General features: G+C 73.3%; 22 protein-coding genes. 3 read left to right on the forward strand and 19 right to left on the reverse strand.

Going from position 1 to position 24336, the window contains the following annotated elements:
* Positions 1-50 precede the first annotated feature (50 nt).
* On the forward strand, positions 51-1079 hold the full coding sequence (locus ACFYYH_RS14370; protein WP_388550229.1) for an alpha/beta fold hydrolase: 1029 nt from the start codon (positions 51-53) through the stop codon (positions 1077-1079).
* A gap of 122 nt (positions 1080-1201) precedes the next feature.
* On the opposite strand, the gene ACFYYH_RS14375 is transcribed toward ACFYYH_RS14370, so the two are convergent.
* The 13 genes from ACFYYH_RS14375 to ACFYYH_RS14435 form a co-directional block, all read right to left on the reverse strand.
* Positions 1202-1909: a DUF305 domain-containing protein gene (locus ACFYYH_RS14375; RefSeq protein WP_388550232.1), complete on the reverse strand. Its 708-nt coding sequence runs from the start codon at positions 1907-1909 to the stop codon at positions 1202-1204.
* Entirely contained in the window at positions 1885-2835 is a 951-nt protein-coding gene (locus ACFYYH_RS14380) for a DUF1996 domain-containing protein (protein ID WP_388550234.1), read from the reverse strand. Before ACFYYH_RS14380 ends, ACFYYH_RS14375 begins: the two co-directional genes overlap by 25 nt.
* 571 nt (positions 2836-3406) lie before the next feature.
* Positions 3407-3952 carry a flavin reductase family protein gene (locus tag ACFYYH_RS14385; RefSeq protein WP_388550236.1) on the reverse strand — a complete coding sequence of 182 codons (546 nt, stop codon included), beginning with the start codon at positions 3950-3952 and terminating at the stop codon, positions 3407-3409.
* 26 nt (positions 3953-3978) lie between these two features.
* Entirely contained in the window at positions 3979-4902 is a 924-nt protein-coding gene (locus ACFYYH_RS14390; protein ID WP_388550238.1) for an alpha/beta hydrolase, read from the reverse strand.
* Complete coding sequence (locus tag ACFYYH_RS14395) at positions 4899-6056, reverse strand: LLM class flavin-dependent oxidoreductase (protein ID WP_388550240.1); 1158 nt, start codon at positions 6054-6056, stop codon at positions 4899-4901. Before ACFYYH_RS14395 ends, ACFYYH_RS14390 begins: the two co-directional genes overlap by 4 nt.
* A gap of 3 nt (positions 6057-6059) precedes the next feature.
* Positions 6060-7283 carry an acyl-CoA dehydrogenase family protein gene (locus ACFYYH_RS14400; RefSeq protein ID WP_388550243.1) on the reverse strand — a complete coding sequence of 408 codons (1224 nt, stop codon included), beginning with the start codon at positions 7281-7283 and terminating at the stop codon, positions 6060-6062.
* A gap of 39 nt (positions 7284-7322) precedes the next feature.
* The gene (locus ACFYYH_RS14405) at positions 7323-8411 is read right to left on the reverse strand and encodes an ABC transporter ATP-binding protein (RefSeq protein ID WP_388550246.1); all 1089 of its coding nucleotides are present in this window, start codon (positions 8409-8411) and stop codon (positions 7323-7325) included.
* Positions 8408-9511, reverse strand: a complete 1104-nt coding sequence (locus ACFYYH_RS14410) for an ABC transporter ATP-binding protein (RefSeq protein WP_388550248.1) — start codon at positions 9509-9511, stop codon at positions 8408-8410. Before ACFYYH_RS14410 ends, ACFYYH_RS14405 begins: the two co-directional genes overlap by 4 nt.
* Entirely contained in the window at positions 9495-10508 is a 1014-nt protein-coding gene (locus ACFYYH_RS14415; protein WP_388550251.1) for an ABC transporter permease, read from the reverse strand. The genes ACFYYH_RS14410 and ACFYYH_RS14415 overlap by 17 nt, the downstream gene beginning before the upstream one ends.
* On the reverse strand, positions 10505-11575 hold the full coding sequence (locus ACFYYH_RS14420; RefSeq protein WP_388550252.1) for an ABC transporter permease: 1071 nt from the start codon (positions 11573-11575) through the stop codon (positions 10505-10507). Before ACFYYH_RS14420 ends, ACFYYH_RS14415 begins: the two co-directional genes overlap by 4 nt.
* Positions 11572-13173, reverse strand: coding sequence for an ABC transporter substrate-binding protein (locus ACFYYH_RS14425; RefSeq protein WP_388550254.1), 1602 nt, complete (start codon positions 13171-13173; stop codon positions 11572-11574). Before ACFYYH_RS14425 ends, ACFYYH_RS14420 begins: the two co-directional genes overlap by 4 nt.
* 795 nt (positions 13174-13968) lie before the next feature.
* The gene (locus ACFYYH_RS14430; RefSeq protein ID WP_388550257.1) at positions 13969-14892 is read right to left on the reverse strand and encodes a DsbA family protein; all 924 of its coding nucleotides are present in this window, start codon (positions 14890-14892) and stop codon (positions 13969-13971) included.
* Positions 14889-15353 carry an RrF2 family transcriptional regulator gene (locus tag ACFYYH_RS14435; RefSeq protein WP_388550466.1) on the reverse strand — a complete coding sequence of 155 codons (465 nt, stop codon included), beginning with the start codon at positions 15351-15353 and terminating at the stop codon, positions 14889-14891. The genes ACFYYH_RS14430 and ACFYYH_RS14435 overlap by 4 nt, the downstream gene beginning before the upstream one ends.
* 223 nt (positions 15354-15576) lie before the next feature.
* Here ACFYYH_RS14435 and ACFYYH_RS14440 point away from each other — a divergent pair, with 223 nt between their 5' ends.
* On the forward strand, positions 15577-16119 hold the full coding sequence (locus tag ACFYYH_RS14440; RefSeq protein WP_388550260.1) for a cupin domain-containing protein: 543 nt from the start codon (positions 15577-15579) through the stop codon (positions 16117-16119).
* Between the two features lie 86 nt (positions 16120-16205).
* Here the strand turns inward: ACFYYH_RS14440 and ACFYYH_RS14445 are convergent, their stop codons facing one another.
* From ACFYYH_RS14445 to ACFYYH_RS14465, 5 genes are all read right to left on the reverse strand, one after another.
* Positions 16206-17684, reverse strand: a complete 1479-nt coding sequence (locus tag ACFYYH_RS14445) for a UDP-N-acetylmuramoyl-L-alanyl-D-glutamate--2,6-diaminopimelate ligase (protein WP_388550262.1) — start codon at positions 17682-17684, stop codon at positions 16206-16208.
* 682 nt (positions 17685-18366) lie between these two features.
* Complete coding sequence (locus tag ACFYYH_RS14450; RefSeq protein WP_388550264.1) at positions 18367-19338, reverse strand: DUF2510 domain-containing protein; 972 nt, start codon at positions 19336-19338, stop codon at positions 18367-18369.
* A 100-nt stretch (positions 19339-19438) separates the two neighbouring features.
* Complete coding sequence (locus ACFYYH_RS14455; RefSeq protein ID WP_388550266.1) at positions 19439-20779, reverse strand: carboxyl transferase domain-containing protein; 1341 nt, start codon at positions 20777-20779, stop codon at positions 19439-19441.
* Positions 20772-22244, reverse strand: coding sequence for an acyl-CoA synthetase (locus ACFYYH_RS14460; RefSeq protein ID WP_388550268.1), 1473 nt, complete (start codon positions 22242-22244; stop codon positions 20772-20774). The genes ACFYYH_RS14455 and ACFYYH_RS14460 overlap by 8 nt, the downstream gene beginning before the upstream one ends.
* A gap of 35 nt (positions 22245-22279) precedes the next feature.
* Positions 22280-22423 carry a hypothetical protein gene (locus tag ACFYYH_RS14465; RefSeq protein ID WP_388550270.1) on the reverse strand — a complete coding sequence of 48 codons (144 nt, stop codon included), beginning with the start codon at positions 22421-22423 and terminating at the stop codon, positions 22280-22282.
* Between the two features lie 137 nt (positions 22424-22560).
* On the opposite strand from ACFYYH_RS14465, the gene ACFYYH_RS14470 reads away from it, so the two are divergent.
* Complete coding sequence (locus tag ACFYYH_RS14470) at positions 22561-23283, forward strand: FadR/GntR family transcriptional regulator (RefSeq protein ID WP_388550273.1); 723 nt, start codon at positions 22561-22563, stop codon at positions 23281-23283.
* A 132-nt stretch (positions 23284-23415) separates the two neighbouring features.
* On the opposite strand, the gene ACFYYH_RS14475 is transcribed toward ACFYYH_RS14470, so the two are convergent.
* Entirely contained in the window at positions 23416-24240 is an 825-nt protein-coding gene (locus ACFYYH_RS14475; RefSeq protein WP_388550276.1) for an aldo/keto reductase, read from the reverse strand.
* Positions 24241-24336: the final 96 nt, after the last annotated feature.

Raw genomic sequence — 24336 nt, forward strand, 5'->3', positions numbered from 1 at the left:
AACTGCTAGGCAGGGACGTTGTCGTCCCTTCCGGAGCTCTGGAGTCACCCATGTCCCTCGACACCGTCCTCGCCCAGGACCAGGAATCACCTGGTGCTCGCCCGCTGATCCCGTGGCAGGAGGCCCAGGAGGCCGATGAGGGAGCGGGTGCCGGAGGGGCGGCGGGCCGGGTGGAGGAACGGGACCTCATGTTCGACGGGTTCCGCTACACCTGCCGGGTCGCGCGCCACGGCAGGGCGACGACCGAACCCCTGCTGGTACTGGGCGGCTCCTCGCAGGACCGCAACTCCTGGGTACGGCACGAGAAGTGGCTCGGCCCGCTGGGGCAGGTCATCACGGTGGATCTGCCGGGGTACGGCACCGCGGACTTCCTGCCGGCGGCGTACGGCGTGGACTTCCTCGCCGCGGCCGTCCGCCATCTGCTCGACGAACTCGGCGTACCGCGGGTCAACCTGGTCGCGGCGTGTTACGGCGGTGCCGTCGGACTGCGTTTCGCCCAGCACTATCCGGGGATGCTCGCGCGGCTCCTGCTGGTCGGTATGACCACCCGGATCCCGCCGGACTACGCGGCGGCGATGGAACGCTGGTCCGTCATGATCGAGCGGGGCGAGACGGAGTCCATCGCCCGGGAGCTGGCCGACCGTTTCATGTCGCCGCCCGGCACGGGCCGGGTCCGTAAGCACGCGGCCGTCTCCCGGCTCGTGTACCAGCAGATCGCGGGACAGAACCCGGAGCAGCTCGGGAAGTCAGCGGAGCACAACACCCGGCTGATGCGGCACGAGTGGTACCGGCCCGAGCCGGTGCCCGCCGTGCCGAGCCTGGTGGTCACCGGCGAGTACGACACCCTGTGCACACCCGCGATGGGGCGCGAGGTGGCCGCGTGCCTTCCCGGGGCGCGCTTCCTGACGATCGACGAGACCGACCATCTCGCCCCGGTGGAGCGGATCGCGGACTTCGCCGATCTCGTGGCCCGCTTCTGCACCGACCGTCCGCTGGAGGGACTGCCCTACTGCGGCCGGCCCGAGATCTTGGGAACGGCCGTCGCCTCCCCGGCCCGTCCCGTCCCCTTCCTGGCCTGACCGCGTCCCCTCCCCCGGTCTGACCCGCCGGCCGCCCGGCCGGATCCACGGCCGGGGACCGCACCCCGGGCGCCGGGCCGCCGGCCCCCGGAAGGGGCCGACGGCGCTGCCGGCCGGACCGGTCAGCCGCCCAGCAGACGCAGCGCCTTCAACTGCCCGGCGCGGCGCTCTCCCACTTCCTTGGCGAGGCCTGTCGCGGAGGGCGCGGCGCCCGAGTCCTGCTCGCCGCGCGAGACCAGGATGCCCTGTTCGAGGTGTTCACGGAGATAGCCGATGGCGAGGGAGTCGAAGGCCTTGCCCCGGCTCCCGGCGACACTCCGCAGTTCGTCGTCGGTGACCATTCCCTTCATGTCGTGGCCCTCGTGCGGGTTGGTTCCGGCCGCTCCCGTCTCCCGGAGGACCGCGCGCAGCCGGGTCAGCTCCTCCCGGTGCGTCACCTCCGTGCGCCGCGCGAGCTCCGACAGGGCGGGGTCGGCGGCGCGGTCCTCAACCAGGTCGAGGAGGAGCAGGGTCCGTTCGTTCATGGGTGCCATGAGCTGGGCCCAGCCCCGGTCCGTGGCGTTGTAGCCGCCGGCTCCGGTGGCGGAGGCAGTGGCGGAGACGGACGGGGTGCCGGTCTTCGCCGGAGACCCGGCGCCGGCGCCGTCCGCGGCCCGGTCACCACCGCCGGTGCCGGCACCGCCGCAGCCCGCCGAGCCGAGCAGGACCACGGCCAGCAGCACGGCCGGCAGCGCACCCGCCCGGATCGTGCGGCCCGGACGGGACGGCGGCCCACCCTTGTGCGGCCGGCCGCCGCCCCACACCATCACGGATTCCCGTTGACGCCGCATTTGATGATCGGGTTGATGCAGTTGCGGACGCGACGCTCCATCTCCCCCGCCGGCCAGGCGTTGAAGAAGTCACCGTGCATCGTGTAACCGGGTCCGGACGCGAGCCGGAAGCCCGCCGGGTTCCCGTTCACCGGGTACCGGAGGACCTGGCGCAGCTTGGGCACCGGGACCGGGTGGGTGGCCGGGCACGCGTTGTTCACCGGGTAGGACATGTGGCTCTTGTGGTCCGCCGAGTCGAGGTCCCTGCCGTTCCAGCACTGCGGGAAGTCGAGGTACGACTCCAGCATCGTGCCGGCCGGGCAGTTGACGAAGTCCTTCGACGGGTTGACCTGACCGGCGTGCAGGCAGGACCAGCGCGCGCGGGTGTCCCCGTCGTTCGGTCCGGTCGCCTTGGCGTTGCCCGCCACGATCTTCAGTCCCTCGGGTATGGGCTGGGTACGGGCGATGATGTCGTCCGACACGCCCTCACCGAGGTAGTAGAACGTGGTGCCGGTGGGTTCGACGGGCTGGTTGTTCACATAGAGGGTCGGCACCCAGTACGCGGAGAGGTCGACCACCGGGTCGCAGGTGGTCGCGGCTCCCTTCAGATCGCCGAGGTTGGTGTACGCGTCGGTCGCGTGGCTGCCGAAGAAGCTGTGCATGTGGGAGCCGCCGGGCAGGCCGGGGACCACGATCGGGTCGTCCGGCAGCCGGTGGCTGAACTTACACTCGGCCAGGAACTCGGCCACGCGCACGACGTCCGGCGCGGCGGCCGCCTTGACCGGAGCGGCTTGCCGAGTGGCTTCGCTCTCCACCTGGGCGACCGCCCCGGTGGTACCGAAGAGGAGTTGGGCGGCGACGGCACACACCGCCACCAGTCCGGCGAGAAGCGCCCGCACGCGTCCCCTGCTGACGCGGCGGCCGTTCTCGGACCGCGGTGTTCTCATGAATACTCCAAACGGAGTCGAGGATTCCGCACATCGTTCACCCCGGCCGTGTGGCCGGTGTCCCGATGGTGCGGACGTCCGAGGGTGGGGGGCGGGGAGTTCCGAAGTGGGGCTCCCCTCGACTGCCGGACGCTAGAGTCGCCCCCAGGCGCCGTCAAGGTGTTGCGTCAAGTTCCGGAACTGATACTTCGTCAGAAAAAGAGCCGGCCGGGAAGGGTTGACGCCCCCGCACCCGCCCGGGAGGGAGCCGGGCGGACGTCGGTCGTGCCAGGTGGGAACGGACCGCCGGGCCGGTGCGCAGACCGTGACCGGCTCCCCGTACACCCGCGACCCACCGTGCCCACGCCTTCAGGTGCTGAACGTTTCCGGACAGCGCGCAGGTCCGTACCTTCGACAAACGAATCAGGGCGAAGACGACACGGAACGAGTGAGCCCCCGCGGCGGGCGCGGGGGCTCGGGACTCGGCCTTCGGGGACGCGGACCTGGGACACGACCCCGGGACACGGGCCTGGGACACGACCCCGGAACACGCCCCCGGGACGCGGGCCGGGGCTTCGGGCCCCGGGAGGTGTCACTCCCCGCTGTGCGCGGAAAGGCGTACGGGCGTGGCGAAGGCGCCGTCGTGGTGGACCAGGCCGGGACCCTCCCCGTGGCCGCCCCCCGTCTCGACCTCGCCGACGACCAGGACATGGTCACCGACGCGCTGACGCAGCGTCACCCGTGCGGTGAGCCAGGCCGGTACGCCGTCCAGCAGCGGCAGTCCGTCCGCGCTCCGCGTCCACTGAAGCCCCGCGAACCGGTCCGTGCCGCTGCGCGCGAACTGCCGGGCGAGCGCGGCGTTCCCGGGGCCCAGCACATGAACGGCGAACCGGTCGGCGGCCTGTACCGCCGCAAGCGCCGAGGCCGTGACCCCGAGGCAGAAGGAGACGAGGGCCGGTTCCAGCGAGACCGAGGTGAACGAGGTGGCGGTGAAGCCGGCGGGTCCGGGCACCGTGATCACGGTGACCCCGGCCGCGTGCCGGCGCAGGGTGCGGCGCAGTATCTCGTCGGCCGCGAGAGCTGTGGGGCCGTGGCCGGACGGGGTGCCGGCCGCGGTGCGTTCGGTGGACACGGTCATGCCGCTTCCCTTCGACTGGGTGAGGGTCACAGGGCCGCGCCCTGCTCGACGGTGAGAATCGGGGTCAGCTCCGGGCCGGCACGGAGCCTTTCCAGCCACAGCACGAGCACCGCGGCCGTGGTCCGGTGGGACGCGTCGTTGAGGACGTCGTGCAGCCCGTCGCGCACCACGCCGAGGGTGGCGCGCGGCAGCCCGGCCGCCAGGTCGCGTGCCTGTCCTGGCGGGGTGACCGGGTCGCTCCCGCCGTGCAGGACCAGGACAGGTACGTCGGGCAGCGCCTCGGCGAGCAGACGGTCGGGCACGGGACCGGCGAGCAGGCCCCGTACGAAGCCCTCGTCCTCGGTGAGCCGCTTGCGGTGGGTCGGGCAGGCGGTACGGGCCGCCAGTTCGGCGTCCCACGCCGTGCCGGTACCCGCGCCGGGATCCGTCTCCGGACCGGTGGCCGTGTCCGCGCCGGGCTCCGTGTCCGGACCGGTGGCCGAGCCGGGCAGTGGCTCAGCCACCCGCGAGGTCGGGGCGGTCCCGGCGACGACGACACCCCCGACCGGCAGCCGTGCGCCGGCCGCCGCCGCGGTGTGCGCGGCGGTGTGCAGAGCCTGGAGGGCCCCCGTGTCGCTGCCGACGAGAACCACGGGTCCGACGGGACCGGGCCCTGTGGCGTCGGCCGCTCGCCGCAGGATCTCTTCCGCGGTGTCGTCCGGAGTCGTACCGAGCGCGTGCACGACATATCCATCGGCGGACAGCCGGCGTCCGAAACGCTCGTAGACGAAGGGGTGTTCGCCCCGGCCCGGCAGCAGGAGCAGCGTGCCGCGCGGGGCGATCGCGGCGGGCGGCCGCCAGCCGGGCCCCTCCGCCGCGGTGGCGGCGGAGGGAGCGGGGTCCCGGACCGGAACGCCGAGGGCGGGAGCCGGAGCCGGAGCCGGAACGGTGTCGCTGTACAGGTCGGTCATCGCCGGCTTCCGATGGAGTCGAGGGCCGGCCCGGCCGGGGCGGTGGCGGTGGCATCCGCTGTGGCGGCGCGGTGGGCCAGTTCCTGGCGGACGAGCGGGATCAGCTCGCGCCCGTAGTCGATGGCGTCGTCGAGCGGGTCGTAGCCACGGATGAGCAGCGTGGTCACGCCGATGTCGACATAGTCGAGCAGTGCGCGCGCCACCGTCTCCGGTGTGCCGACGAGCGCGGTCGTGTTGCCGCCCGCCCCGGTCGCGGTGGCGGTGGGGGTCCACAGGGCACGGTCGTGCAGATCGCCCTTGGCGGCGGCCGCGAGCAGCCTCCGCGAGCCGGTGTTCTGGGGTCCGTCCTGGCCCTGGTGGCGGCGTGCCTGGTCGAAGAAGGCCCGCCCGGGGCCGGACTTGATGGTGTCCAGAATGCGATGGGCCCGTTCCCAGGCGAGTTCTTCGGTCGCGCCGAGGACCGGCCGGAAGGAGACACTGATACCGGGCGGTTCCGTACGTCCCGCCGCCGCGGCGGCGGCGCGCACGGAGGCGATCTGCTCGGCGGTCTCGGCGAGCGGCTCGCCCCAGAGCGCGAAGGTGTCGGCGTGCCGTCCGCCCACCCGGTAAGCGGCCTCGGAGGAGCCTCCGAAGTAGAGCGGAATGCCCGACTCCCGCACCGGCAGGACCCCGGAGGCGTACTCCTCGAAGCGGTAGTGGCGGCCCTCGTGGCTGAAGGGCTCGCCGGAGGACCAGGCCCGGCGCAGGATCGACAGATACTCGTCGGTGCGGTCGTAACGCTCCTCCTTGTCCAGGTAGTCGCCGTCCCTGCGCTGTTCGGCGTCGTGGCCGCCGGTGATGGTGTGCACGGCGACGCGGCCCCCGCTGAACTGGTCGAGGGTGGCGAAGGAGCGGGCCGCCAGGGTGGGCGCGATGAATCCGGGGCGGTGGGCGACGAGCAGACCGAGCCGTTCGGTGTGCCCGGCGACATACGCGGCCACCTGGACCCCGTCGGGCCTGCCGGAGCTGTAGCCGATGAGGATCCGGTCGAACCCCGCGTCCTCGTGGGCACGGGCGAAACGGGCCGTGTACGCGGGGTCGACGGCCGGACCGCTCGGCGGCCTGGTCTCCGAGGTGTCCTGGGTGCCGATCATTCCGATGAATTCGACGCTCATGAGTCAGTCGCCTTTCGATGCGGACCTGCGGTCGAGCGCGCGGTCGAGCGCGGCACGGCCGGTGGTGAGAAGTACGGAGTCGTCCTGCGGTGTGTGCACCCGGGCGCACAGCACATCGCGGTAGTGGCGTTGGAGGGGGTTGGCCCGGGTCAGACCGTGGTTGCCGACGAGGGCGACGGCCTGGTCGACGGCCGTGATCGCGGCGCGGGTGCCGAGGACCTTGGCCTCGCCCGCCCGGACCGCGGCCTCCCGGTCCCCGGCGTCGACACGGGCGGCCAGGGTGTCGACGAGTGTGTCCGCCCCGAACAGGGCCGCCTCGATCTCGCCGACGGCCGTCCGGAACCGGGGCAGGGTCGCCAGCGGCGCGCCGAGGGCGGTCGGGACCCGCTCGTGCAGAAACCCGGTGAGCCAGTCGCGGGCCGCACCCGCCACGCCCAGATAGAGGGCGGTCAGGCCGAGGGCGTTCCAGGCGCCGGTCTCCGGGTCGGGCCGGGCACCGGGGATGTCTCCGGGCTCACCCAGCGCGATGACCTCGCCGGCCGGTACCGGCACGGAGTCGAGGACGACATCGTCGCTGCGGCTGGCCCGCAGCCCGGCATGGTCCCAGGTGGGTTCGACGGTCAGTCCCGGGCTGCCCGCGCGGACGATGAAGCTGCCGACCCGGACCGGGTCCTCGTCGGTCCGTGCGAAGACGAGCATCCGGCTGAGCCCCACGGCGCCGGTGGAGTAGATCTTCCGCCCGGTCAGCAGCCAGTGGCCGCCGTCGCGCCGTGCGGTGGTGGCGGGCAGTCCGCCGCGGACGGGGCTGCCCAGTTCGGGTTCCACCCGCAGGGCGTTGACCAGGGCGGGCCCGGTGGCCGACGCGTCGAGGAGTGCGGCGTACGCGGCGGGCGGCCAGCCGGGGGCACGGGCCTCCGCGGCGTGTGTGAACAGCGTCATGGCGGTGACGAGCGCCACCGCGGGATCTCCGGCGCCGAGGGCGCGCAGGATACGGACGGTGTCGCCGAGTCCGGCCCCGGGGCCGCCGTGACGGGTCGCGACGGTGGCGGTGAGCAGCCCGGCCTCCTGGGCGAGCACGAAGCCTTCGGCCGGGAAGGAGGCGTCGCGGTCGTGTTCGGCCGCGCGGGCGGCGAGTGCCTCGGTGACGGCGGGGAGCCGGCCGAGATCGAGGGCCGGCAGCGCGGGGCCGCCGGGACGGCGTCCGGTGGGCGGTGCGGTGATGGGCATGGCGGTGGCTCTCCTGGGTGCGGAAGGCAGGGCGGGCTTTCAGCCGATCCGGTCGCGCCAGGTGGCGCTGTGATGGCAGGCGACGGTGTGGGACGGTCCGGTCTCCTCGGCGGAAGCGGCGAGGGGGGTGCGAGCGGTGCGAGGCGGCTCGTCCCGGCACTCGGGGCCCGCGAACCGGCAGCGGGGCGCGAAGACACAGCCCTCGTCGTCCGGCCAGGGCGGACGCTCCGCGTCGGGCCGCAACTGGGCGGGCAGCAGCCGGTGTTCACGGCGTACGCTCGGCGCGGACGCGGTGAGCAGCGCGGTGTACGGGTGCCGGGGGCGCTCCAGGACCTCGCCGATCGGCCCCTGTTCGACCAGCCGTCCCCGGTAGAGGACGGCGACCCGGTCGGCGATACCCGCCAGTGAGCTGAGGTCGTGGGAGATGACGACGACGGCGAGGCCGAGTTCACGGCGGAGCCGGTCGAGCAGGCTCAGCACGAGATTGCGGTTGGAGGCGTCCAGGGCGCTGACCGGTTCGTCACTGAGCAGCAGCCGGGGCCGGGTGACGATGGCGCGGGCCAGCGACACGCGCTGGCGCTGGCCGCCGGAGAGCTGCCCCGAGGTACGGGACCCGAGCGCGTCCGCGTCCAGACCCACCAGGGTGAGGGCCTCGTCGGCCCGCTCGGCCCGCTCCCGCCGGCTCGCCGCGCCGACGGCGGCCAGTGGCTCGGCCACCGTCCGACGGGCGGTCAGCTCCGGGTCCTGGGAGCGCAGCGGGTCCTGGAACATGTACTGCACCCGGCCCGAGCGCCGGAAGTCCCGCAGTTCACGGCGGTTCAGCCGGGTGAGGTCCCGGCCCTCGAAGCCGATGGCGCCGCTGTCGGTCCGTACCAGACCGACGGCGGCACGGGCGAGGGTGGTCTTGCCCGAACCGGTCTCGCCGATGATCCCGAGGATCTCCCCCGCCCGTACGGTGAGATCGACGCCCGAGAGCACCCGGGTGCGCCCGGCGCGGCGCAGCGAGGTGGCCCGCCGGCCGTAGGACACGGTGAGTCCGCTGATCTCCAGGAGTGCGGCGGGTTCCTTCGCCGTGGCCCCGGTGTCCCCCTGCCCGGGGGTGAGAACGGTTTCCCGGACGGTGGTCATACGGACGCTCCTTCCGCTACGGCTGTTTCGGGCGTTTCGCCCGAGCCGGCCGCGTCGGGCGTGGGGGCTTCGTCGAGCGGTCCGGCCGGTCGCAGACAGCGCGCCCGGCGTCCGCCGTCCAGGGAGTGCAGGGCGACGGGCCCCTCGGTGCACCGTGCGACGGCATGGGCGCAGCGGTCGGCGAACCGGCAGCCGGGCAGCTCAGCGCCGGTCTCGGGCGGGCGGCCGGGGATGATGTCCAGTTCCCGCCGTCCCCATGCGCCGATCGAGGCCACCCGCAGCAGCGCCTCCGTGTAGGGGTGCGCGGGCGCGGCGAGCACCTCGGCGGTGGGGCCGTCCTCGACGATCTCGCCCGCGTACATGACCAGGACGCGGTCGCAGCTCTCGGCCACCACGGCGAGGTCATGCGTGACCAGGAGCAGGGCGAGTCCCCGTTCGGCCCTGAGCCGCTGGAGGAGTTCGAGGATCTCCGCCTGGATGACGACATCGAGGGCGGTGGTGGCCTCGTCCGCGATGAGCAGTTCGGGCGAGCAGGAGACGGCTATGGCGATCAGGACGCGCTGGAGCATTCCGCCGGACAGCTCGTGCGGGTACTGGTGGAAGACCTCCTCGGGACGGTGCAGTCCGACGGCCGTGAACAGTTCGACGGCGCGGGTGTGTGCCTCGGACCTGGACAGCCCGGCGCCCACCCGTAGCTGCTCGGTGAGCTGACGGCCCACGGTGAGGGAGGGGTTGAGATACGAGGCGGGGTCCTGGAACACGGCTCCGATCCGGCGGCCCCGTACCGCGTCCCATTGGGTGCGGGTGAAGGCGGTCAGCTCGGCGCGGGAGCCGGGGCCGGTGCCCGGTTCCGTGCCGGGGGCGCCGAGGGTGATCCGGCCCGCCGACACCTCGCATCCCGTGGGCAGCACCCCCAGGACGGAACGGCAGGTCAGGCTCTTCCCGCTGCCGGACTCCCCCACGAGGCCGACGGCTTCACCGCGGCCGAGGGTGAAGGTCGCCCCGCGGACGGCCCGTACCCCACCGGAGACGGTGACGTCGAGTCCGTCGACGGCCAGGACGGCGGGCGGGCGGGCGATGGGTTCAGCCGGTCGTGACACGCTGCTCGGCCTCCTCTGGACGGGTGGTCAGGGGGGTGTGCGGAGCGGCGCCGGCCGTCGGTTCCTGTCCGGTCGGGCCGCCCCGGCCGGGGCCCGGCGCGCCGCCGTCGGCCTGTCCGGGAAGCACGCCGGAGCCGCCGGACCCCCGTACGGGCGTGGCGGAGGACACGGCGACGGCGTCGTCCGCCGCCCCGCTGTCGCGTACGGCGTCCGCGAGGATGTTCAGGGCGCCGACCGTGATCATGATCGCTGCGCCCGGGATCAGCGGTGCCCAGGGCTGCTGGGCCAGATAGCCCAGATCCGAGGCGAGCATGCCGCCCCAGGTCGGCGCGGGCGGCTGCACCCCCAGCCCGAGGAAGGTCAGGGACGCGACCACCAGAAGCGCCTGCCCGACGGCCTGCGCCGTGGTGACGGCGACCGTCGGAAGGATCTTGCCCCAGACATGGACCCGCAGGATCCACCAGCGGGAGGCGCCCATGAGTTCGGCCGCCTCCACGTACTGCGCCTGCCTCAGTCCCAGCGCGGCGGCGCGGGTCACCCGGAAGTACAGCGGTGCGAAGAGCACGCCCAGCGCCAGCATCGCCTGGTGCATCCCGTTGCCCAGCGCTCCGACCACGGCGATGGCGAAGACCGTGAACGGCATGATCATCAAGGTGTCCGCGGCCCGCTGCGCCGTCCATTCGACGGTCCTGCCGAGCCATACGGACGCGATGCCCGGCACGATACCGAGCAGCATCGCCGCGCCGACCGCCTCCAGGGCGCCCACGACCGAGCGTCCCGTGCCCGCCAGCAGCCGGCTGAGGACATCGCGCCCCAGATAGTCGGTGCCGAGAAGATGAGCGGCGCTGGGCCCGTGCAGCATGTCGGCGGGGGCCTGGGCCAGCGGATCGTAGGGGGCGAGGGCGCCGCCGGCGACCGCCGCGAGCGCGACGAGGGCGAGCACGGCCAGCGCGATCCTGGCCGACGGCAGCCGCCAGGCGCGGCGGAGCGTCCTCATGAGGCGCTCCCGTCGCCCGCCCGGCCGCGACCGCCGTCCGGCTGTCTGCGCGCGGCCGGATTGAGCGCCGTCAGTGCCGCGTTGACGGCGATATTGGCGATGAGCACCACCGCGACGGTCACCAGCAGCGTTCCCTGGACGACCGGGATGTCGTGCTGTTCCGCCGACTGGAGCGAGAGCTGCGCGATGCCGGGGAGATTGAAGATCTTCTCGGTGACGACCGCGCCGCCCAGGATCACCGGCACGCTGATGCCGAGGACGGAGAGCGCGGGTCCCGCGGCGTTGCGCAGGACATGTCCGAACAGCACCCGCCGGGCGGAGAAGCCGCGCATCTGCGCGCCGGTCACATAGTTCTCACGCAGGGCCCCGACGAGCGAGGTGCGCAGTTGCCGGGCGAGGGAGGCCGCGGCGTCCAGACTGAGGGCGAACGAGGGCAGGACCGCGTACCGCAGCCACTCCCCCGGGCTCTCCCCGAGGGGTACGTAACCGCCGGTGGGCAGCGCGCCGAGCTGCACCGCGAAGACGACGATCAGCACGATGCCGATGAGGAACGGCGGCAGTGTGGCCAGCGCGGAGGAGACGAGGGTGACGGCCCGGTCGAAGCGCCCGCCGTGGTGGAGGGCGGCCACGATCCCGGCGCCGCCGCCGATGACCACCGCGAGCAGCAGGGCCAGTCCGGCGATGGACAGATCGACCGGCAGCGCCTCGGCGATGCTGCCGGCGACGGGCGCTCCGGTGAACCACGAGACTCCGAGGTCGCCGGTGAGCGCGTGGCCGAGCCAGCTCAGGTACTGGGCGTACAGAGGCCGGTCCAGTCCGAACTGGGCCTCCATACGGGCGATGTCGGCCGGGGTCGCCTGGTCACCGAGGACGGCGGCCGCCGGGTTGGCGTCCGACAGGGCGCCGAGCGCGAAGGTGAGCAGCGAGGCCAGGAGGAAGACCGTGGCGGTGATGCCGAGCAGCCGCCCCAGTGGACGCGGCGCTCCCGCCAGCCGCCGCCGTACGGAGAGGGCGCGCGGAAGACGCGAGGGGCCGGGCCGCGTCTGCGTGAGGAGAGGCGCGGTCATGAGACGGTGACCCCCTCGAACCGCTGGACCACGGTGTACGGAGGGATCTTCGAGACCTTGGGGTGACGGGCCAGGATCCGCGGCACGGTGTAGAGGAAGACGTTCGGCATGGTCCGCACCGCGATCCCGGTGGCCTTTTGGAGCACGGCCGGGTAGTCGGGCGAGTCCAGCGGGGTACGGCGCACGGTGTCGAGCGCCTTCTCCAGCTCGGGCGAGGTGGTACGGCCCGGATTCATCAGGCCCTCCTTGCCGAAGAGCACCTGGAAGCCCTGGGTGGCGGACTCACGTCCGGCGAACTGGTCGGCGTAGAGGGCCTTGCCGCGCTGGACGTAGACCAGCTGGGTCGCGCGGGCCGCCGGGATGGTCTCGATGGTGACCGTGATGCCGGCCTTCTTGAGCTGAGCCTGGATCAGCTCGGGTACGCCTTCGGCCTTGGAGGTGGAGAGCGTGATCTCCAGTCCGTCCGCGTGACCGGCCTTCGCCAGCAACTGCCTCGCCTTCTCCGGGTCGTAGGGGAAGAGCGTGTCCAGGGTGTCGTCATGGCCCGCGTACCCCTGGGGAAAGGGCTGGCGGGTGACCTCGCCATGGCCGAAGGACGCGGTCCTCAGCAGTTCCTCGCGGTCGATCGCGTACTTGAGCGCGAGCGCCACATCCGGGTCGGTGAAGGGCTCCCTGCCGTTGTGGACATCGAGGACGGCCACCACCATGGAGGGGATGACCTGGACCTCCAGCCCGGCGGCCCTGGCCGCCTCGACCTGACTGCCCGGTATCTGGGCGACGTCGTACTGCCCGGAGGTGAGGGCGGCGACGACCGTCGAGGCCTCGGGCAGCGGATACAGCTCGAAGTTCTCGGTCCTGACACGGTCCGCGTCCCAGTAGCCCGGGTTGCGGCGCAGCACGGCCTTGGCGTTCTGGACGTAGGAGACCAGGGTGTACGGGCCGGATCCCGCGGGCCGGGTGGCGAGGCTCGCGGCGTCGCTCTCGAAGACCTTGGGGTTGACGACCATCCCGGTCTTGCCCGCGAGGAGCAGGGGGATCTGGAAGTCCGGCTCGGCGAGCCGCAGTTCGACGGTGCGGGCGTCGACGGCCGTGACCTTCTCGACGCCCGTGAGCTGGGCGGCGATCAGTGACTTCCGGTCGTCACGGCCCCGTTCGATGCTCTTCTTCACGGCGGTGGCGTCGATCGGGGTGCCGTCGCTGAACTTCACTCCCTCGCGGAGGGTGAAGGTGACGACCGTGCCCTCCTCGTTGTACCTCCAGGAGGCGGCGAGGGCGGGCACGGCGTTGCCGCGCTGGTCGAGGGTGGTGAGCGCGGCGTAGACGAGCGAGAGCGAGTGCACGTCCCAGCCGGCGGACGAGGTGACCGGATCCCATGAGGTCGGCAGCGCCCAGCCCCATTTGAGGGTGCCGCCCCGGCCGGCCGCCGCCGAGGTGGGCCCGCCTCCGCAGGCGGTGAGGGCGAGCGCGGCCCCCGCGCCGAGGGAGAGCCCGAGGAACGCGCGGCGCCCCGGGCCGGGACGGGAGGGCGGGGCGGGCGGCGGGGTGAGGGCCGGGCGGTCCGCTCCGGCGGTGGTGGAGGAGGTACGGAAGATCGGCATGGGTACGCCACCTTTCTGGGCCGTGCCGGTGCGCTCGGGTACGCGGGCGGGGCCGGGGGACGCCCGGTCGGACGGGCCCGGAGAGCCCGGACGGGCAGAACGAACAGAACGAACGGGACGAACGGTCACGGGACGAACGGTCGACGAGGGGACTCGTTCTCGGGGAGGACAACGGTGGGGCCGGCGGGGCCGGCGGGACCGACGTGGCGGGCGGGACCCGGTGCGTCGGGGCGAGCCCATGGCGGGGCGCGGTGCCGTCCGTCGCCGCGGCGTTGGGGCGTGACAGCACCGCAACCGCCGACGGCGGACACGGATGGGGGGGGAAGCAGCCGCGCTCGGGCCGGCGAAGGCCCCGCTACGGCTTGACGCGTACGGCTACGGCTACGGCTACGGCTACGGCGGAAGGTGCCGTACGGGAGATCACGTGACGCGCCGGTCGGCGGGGGTCCGGGTCCGGTGTACGGATGTCCGTCCCCGGGTCACCGCGCTCGCGGTGGGAGAGTCCGGGGCGGGGGCCGGAGTGCCGAGGGCCTCGAAGGGCCGCGTCGGCGGTCGGGTCAGCGACAGAGGGCGCTGGACGTGCGCCGATAGTCCACGTAGCGGCAGAGCACACCGGGGTGCGTCGAATGCATGCCCCGTATCCTCACGGCCGCGCGGCACGCTGTCAATGGACACCTCTTGGTGTCTCATGGTCCGAGACCCTGACGACCTGCGGTTTCAGCTCTCCACCCGGGGGCCGGGGTTACCGGCGGCATCCCGCGGCACCGGCCGAACGGGCCTGTCCCGCGGCCCTGTTCAGACCGTCCCCGGACCTGTCTCGTCGGGGTGCAGCCACAGCGGACCATGGCCCGTGTCGATCCGTACGGCCCCGGGCGGCGGCTCCGACCCCCCGGTGAGCAGGGCCAGTTCGGGGCCGGTCAGAGTCCGCCAGTGCTCCAGCGCCTCGGCGGGCGACCGCCGTACGGGGGTACGGGGCAGCGGCGCGGCGGCGGCCCTGCGGGCGGCTTCGAGATAGGTCCCGACGGGCCGCCAGCCCGGTACGCACACCTGGCCGCCCGGACCGTCGAAGATCAGCGTCGGCAGGGCATAACGCCGGTGCTCCCCGACCTCCTTCGCCCGCCCCGGATGCGGTCCTGGCCCGTCGAGCGCGAGTACCTCGGGGACCGGCGCACGGGTCTCCGCCCAGTCGGAGCGCACCGCTTCCCGGGTCCGGGGAGCGGCCAGTTCGCGCAGCAGCCGGTCGGTGTCGAGCCCGGGGACGCCCTGAACGGCCGCGCGGACACCGTCCGGTGTGTCCGCGGGCTCGCCGACGACGAAGGTGCTCTCGCGCAGGCGCCGCAGGACCCGTTCCGCGGTCCCGGCGCCCTGCGACCGCGCGGCCGTGGCGGCGAGGGACGCGGGCCAGCTCGTACGCGTCAGCCGGCGCAGGCGGTGCGCGTACGGCGCGTCCGTGTGCGTGGTGACCTCGCGGATGAACCGCTCGTACCAGCGGGCCTCGGCGTCCGGGTCGGGCGCCGGGTCGTCGTCCTCGTCGAAGAGGATGCCGAAGACCCGCCGCCAGCGCGCACGCGGTCCGAGGGTCTGCCGCAGCGACCGGAAGACCGGCTCGGAGCCCCAGGCCCAGGGGCAGGCGGGATCGGTGTACTCGGTGATCCGGACCAGTGGCCGGACCACGTCCCCCGGCTCGGGGCCGGCCGCCGGGGAGGTCTTCCCGGTCACGCGGGAACCGCCGGGGAGGCGGCACGGGCCGGGGAGCCCGTACCGGCGCCGCGCGACCGCGCGCCCTCGGCGGCGAGTTCGGCGATGGTCGTCCGGCCGAGCACCGACTGCGCGGCGGCCTCGACCGCGCGCCACAGATCCGGCAGCCCCCGCGCGACGCCGGGATAGCTGAGGGTGTCGGGCCGCGCGCCACGGAGCGTGAGGAACTCCCCGTCGACCGCGGTCATCACCTCGGCCACACTGATCGCCGCCGGATCGCGGCCGATCCAGTAGCCGCCCTCACAGCCGCGCTGGCTGCGCACCAGACCGGCCTGCCGCAGATCCCGGAAGACCGATTTGAGGAAGCGGAACGGGATGTCCTGGGCGGACGCGATGCCCTCGCACGTCAGGGGCCGCGCGCTGTCCGCGGCGAGTTCGACGAGTGCCCTCACCGCGTAGTCCGCCTTCGCCGATATCTGCATCTGCACCGTCTCCCCGCGGGTCTCCGTACCTGACGAATACCGTCCGAGCGCCGGGACCGGCCGGCTCGGCGGCAATGGACACATCTTGACATCCATTCGCCGCGCTCTCTACGGTCGGCGCCGGGACCCCGCCCTGCCGTGCCACGCCCCGCCGGGTCCCGTTGAGCCCTCGCCAGACCCCGGCCAGGACCTCGCGTCCGCAGCCCCGACGAGCAGGATCCCCATGGCCCCGCACACCCCGCCCACCGGACCCGACGCGTTCCACCCCGATCTGCCGGACCACGACCGCGACCAGGACGGCGAGCACGGGCGGGCCGGGAGCGCGCTGCCCCTGCGCGCCCGGCTGCACCACATCCGGGCCGACGCGCTCGACGGTGACACCGCGCAGACCGGCGGGATGCGGCGCTTCGCCGCGATCAGCGGAAACACCGTCGGCTCAGCACGCATCTGGATGGGCCAGACACATGTCGCGCCCGGCACGGCGTCCGCCAACCACCACCACGGCGCCTCCGAGACGGCCATCCATGTGGTGAGGGGACACCCGGAGTTCGTGTTCCTCGACGACTCCGGCGGTACGCCCGAGGAGATCCGGATCCGTACCTCGCCGGGCGACTACATCTTCGTACCGCCGTATGTGCCGCACCGCGAGGAGAATCCCAGCCCCGACGAGGAGGCCGTGGTGGTGATCGCCCGCAGCACGCAGGAGGCGATCGTGGTCAATCTGCCGGAGCTGTACGTCCTCGGCAAGGAGCCGGACGCCGGATAGAGTGCGCCGGCCCGGAACGGCGGGCAGCCGGCCGTCCGGTTCCCGCCGCCCGCCGCCCGCGTTCCCCGCGGCCCGGCGTTCGGGGCCTACCGGGCGAGTTCGCGCACGGTCGCCATGTCGCTGAACGGCAGGAGCTGTTCGCCGACGATCTGGTACGGCTCGCTGCCCTTGCCCGCGAGCAGGACGATGTCGTCCCGGCCCGCGTCGGCCAGCGCGAAGGCGATGGCCCGGCGGCGGTCGGCGAACCGCTCGAAGCGGCAGCCGGTGGCCACCAGGCCCGGGGTGATCTGGTCCATGATCGCCCCGGGATCCTCGTTCCTCGGATTGTCCGAGGTGAGAACGGCCAGATCGGAGTAGGTACCGGCGATCTCCCCCATGCGGGCGCGCTTGGTGCTGTCACGGTCGCCGCCGCATCCGAAGACGGTGACGACCCGGCCCCGCGCGAAGTCCCGGATGGCGGTGAGCACCTTCTCCAGCGAGTCCGGGGAGTGCGCGTAGTCGACGATGACGGCGGTGCCCCCCGGGGTCTCGAAGCGTTCGAACCGCCCGGGAACCGGCGGCATCCGGTCCAGCGCGCCGACCAGCCCGCGCAGATCGTGCCCGAGCAGATGGCAAGCGGCCACGGTGGCCAGCGCGTTGGACACGGAGAACCGGCCCGGCACCGGGATCGCCGCCGGATATTTGCGTCCTCCGTGATGGAGGGTGAACCGCGTGCCGAACGCGTCCATGGTGAGATCCGTCGCCCGGTAGTCCGCCTCGGTGTCCAGGGCGTACGTGGTCACGGCCCCGGGCATCAGGGCACCGATCCCGGCGCCCACCGGATCGTCGGCGTTGACGACGGCGCGCCGGCAGAGCCCTTGGAACAGACGGAGTTTGGCGTCCCGGTAGTTCTCCATCGTGCCGTGGTCGTCGAGATGATCCTGCGTCAGATTGGTGAAGACGCCGACATCGGCGTAGGCGTGGTCCACCCGGTGCGTCAGCAGGCCCATGGACGTCGCCTCCAGCACCACCGTGGTGACCTCCCGGTCGCGCATGCGCCCCAGCAGATACTGGAAGTCCGGCGATTCGGGTGTGGTCAGCACCGATCTCGGCATGGGGATCACCTCGTCGCCGATCCGGCTGCCCGCGGTCCCGATGACACCGACCCGCGCCCCCTCGGCGAGCCGCAGCACCGACTCGACCATGTACGACACCGAGGTCTTCCCGTTGGTGCCGGTGACGGCCACGATGTCCATCCCGCGCCCCGGGTCGCCGTGGTAGCGGGAGGCGACGGCCGACGCGGCCGTGCGGGTGTCCCGTACCCGCACCACACACACCTCCGTGTCCGCCCATACCGACGCGGGAGGCTCCGGCGCCCCGGCCTCGACCAGCACCGCCACCGCGCCGCGCGCGAGGGCGGGGCCGATGGCCCCGGGACCGCCCTCCCGGTGGCCCGGCACGGCGATGAACAGCGAGCCCGGCACCACCCGGTGGGCGTCGAAGCAGGCGCCCGCGGTGATCACCGTCTCCGGATCCCCCCGCAGAGTCTCGTGGTCGTGTCCGGCGAGCAACTCGCTCAACTTCACAGGGATCCTCTCGGAGGTGCGGCTCGGAATCGCGGCTCGTATCCGCGGCTCGCGGGTACGGCTCACCCGGCAGCACGCCGAGGCATCGCGACACAGGTGGGGGGAGTACGGGCGGGTACGAGTGGGGGACGGCGGCGACACCACGGACCGGCCCGGTGGGCGGGCCGCTACGGCAGATCGGGAACGAGCCGGCCGGAGACACCGGTGCGACGCGCGAACGGGTCCTGACGGCCCGCCCCGGCCGGTTCGGCCAGTTCCATCACGTCGAACAGCCCGAACAGCCCCGAACAGCCCGAACGGCTCGGACGGTTCGATCGGTGCGGCCCGCTCAGGTGGTACGGCCGGTGCGGACGTCGCGTCCGGGCGGCCGGGCTCCGGGGTGCGAACCGCGGCAGGGCGCTAGCCGTGGCCGTGCAGCGCCCGGCAGGCGGCCTCCGGCGGGGACAACGGGCCCGCCCCGGCGACCGGCACACCGGTGGCGGCCGGGCACAGTGCGCAGCGCGCCCGTCCCGGGCACTCCCTCACCGCACGTGTGCACCCCATGAGGGGAGTGTACGGCCGGCGGGCCGGAACGGACGCCGCTCCGGCCCGCCGCAACGCGTCACCGCACACCACAGGGCGGGCCGCACACGGCGGCCCGCCCTGGAATTTCGCGTGTGTCCCGACTGCCGGCCGCCGCCGGTCAGACTCCCTGTCCGCCGCCGCTTCCGCCGCCCGCCGCGGCCTTGATGCCCCGGGTGATCTGGTCCATCACGGACAGCTTGGGCGCCTGGTCGTTGACGTCGAAGCCCGAGCGTACGACGACCATCAGCCCCGAGGCGGTCGGCGAGGTGAAGGCGAGCGACTGCACATAGCCGTCGTCACCCTTGCTCGTCACGACCTTCCACCGCACCAGATAGCCCTTCTGCCCGGCGACGGTGACCGCCTCGGACTTCAGCTCCTCGTGGGAGGAGATCTTTCCGTAGCTCGCCCCGCCGTAGGACTCCTCGGCGTTGGCCTGGATGTCCTTCTCCGCCGCCGCCTTGGCCGTGGTGGCCTCGATCTTCATCGCGGCCGCGGGGGCGGAGAACACCCCGCCCCGTACACAGCTCTGGGACGTGTCCCCGGGACACGAGTACTTCCCGGTCGTCACCCCGGCGCCGACGACCCCGGACTCACCGGTCCAGCCGTCCGGTACCGGGATGCTGATCCCGCTGGCCGCGTCGGTGGCGTAGCCGTCCTCGGTCTGCGGCATCCCGGGCGCGCCGCTCCCGCCGCCTCCGGGACCGCCCCGCTCCCCCGGTCCTTCGGGGGCCGGGCTCTCCCGTCCGGGCTGGGAGGGGGCCGTGGACGGGACATCGCCCGCGCGCACCGGCACGCTGGCGGCTCCGTCACGTCCGAGCAGATAGAAACCTCCCGCGATGGCCGTCGCCACGATCACCGCGGTGACACCGACGGCTATCCGGCGGCCACGGGCTCCCCGGCCGGCCGGCGGTGACGCGGGAAGGGGAGGCGCCCCGGGATGAGGAGGGGCGGTCGGCGGCGCCCACTCCGCCGTGGCGGCGGCGCGCAGTTCGTCGGTCCAGACGGAACCGTCCCACCAGCGTTCCTGCTGGGGGCCGTCGCCCGAGTGCCCAGGATCCGGATACCAGCCCGGCGGAGTTGTGTACGTCACGGTCCTCAGCCTAAGCACTTTCTCTGAACGGCCGGTGAGAGGCCCATGAGAATCCGCGCCGGGGCCGGTCCGCACGGGGCCCGTACGCGGACCGGCCGCGCTACCGGGCCGGGACGATTCCGCGTACGGCGCCGAGCGACACCAGGTCCTGTGGGCGCAGTCGGAGCTGGTCGGCCGTCGCCCGGGTCTCTTCCGGAGGGCGCTTGAGGATCGCCGTGGCCAGTTCCGGCGCGATCACGGAGAAGTAACTGTCGGGCGTGGCCCAGGTGTTGTCCGGCGCCGACAGGGCCAGTGCCCCGCCGGAGCCGCCCTCGCCGATCAGCAGGGTGGTGAGGGGAACCCGGGCGGTGGCCATGGCGGCGAAGAGATCCGCGAGGGCGCCGCCTACTCCCCCGCGCTCCGCCTCGGCGTCGTTGGCCGCCCCCGGGGTGTCCACCAGGGTCAGTACGGGGATGCCCAGCCGGCCGGCGAGCCGGACCAGCCGGGCCGCGGTGCGGTAGCCGGCCGGAAGGGTGGGGGTGCCGCACTGCGCTGCATACGCGACGGTCCGTCCCCCGTGGCGGCCGAACCCGCAGAGCATCCCGGGATCCGTACCGCCGCAGCGGTCGCCGGAGATCGTCTCGCGCTCGGTGAAGTAGGCGTCCACATAGGCGTGCGCACGGGGGCGTCCGGCGGCGCGGGCCCGTACGACGGCGTCCCATCCGGAGACGGGCCGCCCGCCGCCGCCCAGAGCGGCGGGGGGCGGTGCGGCTTCTCCCGTCCCGGCTCCCGTGAGCAGCCTCAGCCAGCGGCCGACGGCGGCGCGCAGGTCCTCCCCGCGCACCACCGCGTCGACGTGTCCCGCCGCCAGTTGCGCCTCCGCCGTATAGGCGTACGGATCGGCGTCGGCGGGGCGCACCCGCGATCCCGCGAAACCGATCTGGGCTCCCGCCAGCGCCAGTACGACATCGGCTCCCGCGCCCAGCGTGGCCCAGCCACCGCCGGTGGTCGGGTCACGTACCACCGCGAGCTGGGGCAGTCCGGCCGCGCGGGTGAGCGCGGACTGCCGTGCCACCCGCTGGAGCTGGAGCAGCGCCCGCATCCCCTCCTGCATTCTGCTGCCGCCCGTGGCGGTCAGCGAGACCACCGGCAGCCGCCGCTCCCGCGCGTGGGTGTGCGCGGCTTCCAGGCGGTCGCCCGTGCGCTCACCGAGCGATCCGCCCAGAAAGCCGAACTCGAAGGAGATCAGTACCGCTTCGGTGGTACCGATCCGCGCCGTGCCGCAGACGACGGACTCCTTCTCGCCCGTGCGCGTCCCGGCGCGGGCACGGGCCGTGTCGTACCCCTCCCAGGCCAGCGGTCCGTCCGGCGCGGACACGTCCCGCGGCGCGGGCAGTTCGAGGAAGGTCCCCGCGTCGGCGACGGCGGCGATCGCCTCGCGCGCGCTCAGCCGCTCAGTCATGGAGCGCCCGCTTCATGATCTTCCCCATCTCGTTGCGGGGCAGGGCGTCCAGATAGCGCACGGTACGCGGTCGCTTGTGCGCGGCGAGCTGCGCCGCGACATGGTCCGCCAGCTCCTCGGCGGACGGCGGTGCTTCGGCGTGTGCCGGGACGATCCAGGCGACGATCCGCTCACCGAGGTCCGGGTCGGGCTCTCCCGTCACGGCGGCCTCCCGCACCCCCGGATGCTCCAGCAGTACGTTCTCGATCTCGCCCGCGCCGATCTTGTAACCACCGCTCTTGATCAGGTCCGTGGCCTTGCGGCCGACGATACGGACATAGCCGTCGGGGTCGCGGATCGCCATGTCACCGGTGCGGAACCAGCCGTCGGTGAAGGCGGCCTCGGTCGCGTCGGGCCGGTTCAGATACTCCGTGAACAGGTTCGCGCCGCGGATCTGGATCTCACCGACCGTCTCGCCGTCGAACGCCTCGATCGTGTCGCCCGACTCGTCGACCAGCCGCAGCGCGACCCCGCGCAGCGGAACCCCGACCGTGCCGGCCCTGGGCTCGCCGTCCGCGCGCACACTGGTGTTCATCAGGGTCTCCGTCATGCCGTACCGCTCGATGACCCGGCGTCCGGTGGCCGCGGCGATCCTCCGGTGGTCGTGGACGGGCAGCGCGGCGGAGCCGGACACCAGCAGCCGCGCCCCGGACAGCGCCTCGGCCAGCGCGGGATCGCTGGGGAGCGCCTCCGCGATGCGGTGGTACATCGTCGGTACGCCGAACAGCATCGTGGCGCCCGAGGAGAGTGCGCGGGTGACGCCCCCGGTGTCGAACCGGCCGAGATGGCGCACCGAGCCGCCGCGCCGCAGCGGGCCGAGGATGCCGAGGATCAGGCCGTGCACATGGAAGAGGGGCAGGGCGTGGACGAGGACGTCGTCGGCGGTCCACTGCCAGGCGTCCTCCAGCGCGTCCAGGGTGGCGGTGAGGGCGCGGCGCGGCAGGACGGCGCCCTTGGGCGGCCCGGTGGTGCCGGAGGTGTAGACGATCAGCGCGGGCGATTGCGGTGCGTGCTCGGGGAACGGCAGCGCCGGTCCGGACGGCTCCGTCGCCGGTGTGCCGTCCGCCCCGGTGCCCACTGCCCCGGTGTCCACCCGGTCGAGCGCGGCGAGCGCCGGCGGCAGGACCACGCCGGGCTCGGCGACCACCAGGGAAGGGGCGCTGTCGGAGACGATATGGGCCAGTTCGCGGGCGCCGCTCCTGGGGTTGACCGGTACGACGGGGACCCCGGCCAGCAGCCCGGCCACCACGCCCACGGCCGTCCCGAGCGTGGGCGTGGCCCAGACCGCGATCCGTCGCGCGCCGGCGACACGGACGGCCAGGGAGCCCGCCGCGTCGGCCAGTTCGGCATGGGTGAGCGTACGGTCGCCGAACCGGAGGGCGGGCCGCTCGGCGCGCGCGGCGAGGGCCGGGAAGAGAGGGGACACGCGTCGTTCTCCTTGCTGTCGACGAGTCTGACCGGTCATCCGAAGCCTGGCACCACCAGCACCCGCACCAGCGCCAGCGCCAGCGCCAGCGCCAGCCGGACCGTGGCGGGCACCACCCCCACCACGATCCCCCATGGACCGACTGGCCGGCCGACCGACTGGCCAAGTGGCTGAACCACATTGACCGTCGGCCGGAGGGAACGTCAAGGGACCGGACAGGAATTGGCTCAGCCACTTGACCGCGCGATGTTAGGCTGAGCCGATCGGGGCCCAGGACCGGGGGCCGCGCGACGGTGGGCAGGGATGGGGGGTCCGGATGTCCGACGCACTGCGCCCGATGCCCCGGCCACGGCTGTACGAACAGGTCCTCGGCCGGCTGCGTGACTATGCCGTCGAGGGGAACCTCGGCGCGGGCGACCGGCTGCCCCCGGAGCGGGAGTTGGCACAGCGGCTCGGGGTCAGCCGCGCGTCCGTCAAGCAGGCGATCGTCGTCCTCGAAGTGCAGGGTCTGGTCGAGGTGCGGCACGGCGGCGGCACCTATCTGGTGAAGAACAGCCTCGACCCCGAACCGGTCGAACGGCTCGTGGAACGCAGACGTCTGCTCCCCGAGGTGCTGGAAGCGCGTGAGGCGCTGGAGACCAAGCTCGCCGAACTCGCCGCCGAGCGGCGCACGGAGCAGGATCTGGCGGCGCTGCACGACGCGCTGCACCAGATGACCGACGAGATCGAGGCGGGCGGGTACGGCGTCGAGGGCGACCGGCTCTTCCACGCCGCTGTCACGGCCGCCGCGCACAGCGAGCTGCTCGCGGAGTTCATGCGCTCGATCGCCGCGCGGATCGCCGAGAGCCGCACCGAGTCGCTGCGCCAACCTGGGCGTCCCAAGCGGTCGTTGGCGCAGCATCGCGCGATCCTCGAAGCGATCGAGACCCGGCGCGGCAAGGCGGCGGCGGCCGCGATGCGGCGCCATGTCCGGACGGTGGCGAAGGTGCGTCTGCTGGACTGGAACCCGGACGAGGACACCGGGCCCGACGCCCCCTGAGCCCCGTCGCCGAGCCCCGCCGGCGCCTTCCGAACCCCGCTCCGCCTCCTTGGGTGCCCGTCCTGGGCGCCCGCAGCCGTTCGGCCGGATCCCGGCCGACCCTCGGCTCTGGTCGGGTGGCCCGGCCCGGCGTCAGTTCAGGGTGTCCGGGTCCGGGCCGGTGCGCAGTCCGCGGTCGAGCGTGGCCATCGCGGCCATGTCGCCGGGCGACAGCTCGAAGTCGAAGACATCGATGTTCTCGCGGATACGCGCGGGGGTGACGGATTTGGGGATCACGATGTTCCCGAGCTGGATGTGCCAGCGCAGCACCACCTGCGCGGGCGACTTCTCGTGCCGCGCGGCGATCTCGGTGATCGCCTCCTCCTGGAGGAGCGAGCCCTGTGCCAGCGGGCTCCAGGCCTCGGTCGCGATGTCGTGCTGCGCGTGGAAGTCGCGCAGTGCCGCCTGCTGGAGTCCGGGGTGCAGCTCGATCTGGTTCAGGACGGGTACCACCCCGGTCTCGTCCAGCAGCCGCTGGAGATGCGCGGGCTGGAAGTTGGACACGCCGATGGCGCGGGTCCGGCCGTCGGCGAGCAGCTTCTCCATGGCGCGCCAGGTGTCGAGGTAGCGGTCGCGGGCCGGCGTGGGCCAGTGGATGAGGTACAGGTCCACGTGGTCGAGGCCGAGCTTGGCCAGACTGGTGTCGAACGCGGCGAGGGCCGAGTCGTACCCCTGCTGGTCGTTCCACAGCTTGGTGGTGATGAACAGCTCGTCGCGGGGCACTCCGGACGAGGCGACGGCGCGGCCGACGCCCTCCTCGTTGCCGTACGCGGCGGCCGTGTCGATGCTGCGGTAGCCCGCCTCCAGGGCGGCCAGCACGGCATCGGTGGTCCGCGCGTCGTCGACCTGGAAGACACCGAAGCCGAGCTGGGGGATCTTGACGCCGTTGTTGAGGACGATGTCGGGGACGGAGGTCATGGTGTTCCTTTTCGTTGCGGTCTCTCTTCGGGTTCTCCGCGCGGGTTCCCCGCGGGGGGAAAGCGGCGCCCGCGCGTGGGGACACACCGGTTACCA

Source organism: Streptomyces sp. NPDC002018 (assembly GCF_042890865.1).
GTDB lineage: Bacteria > Actinomycetota > Actinomycetes > Streptomycetales > Streptomycetaceae > Streptomyces.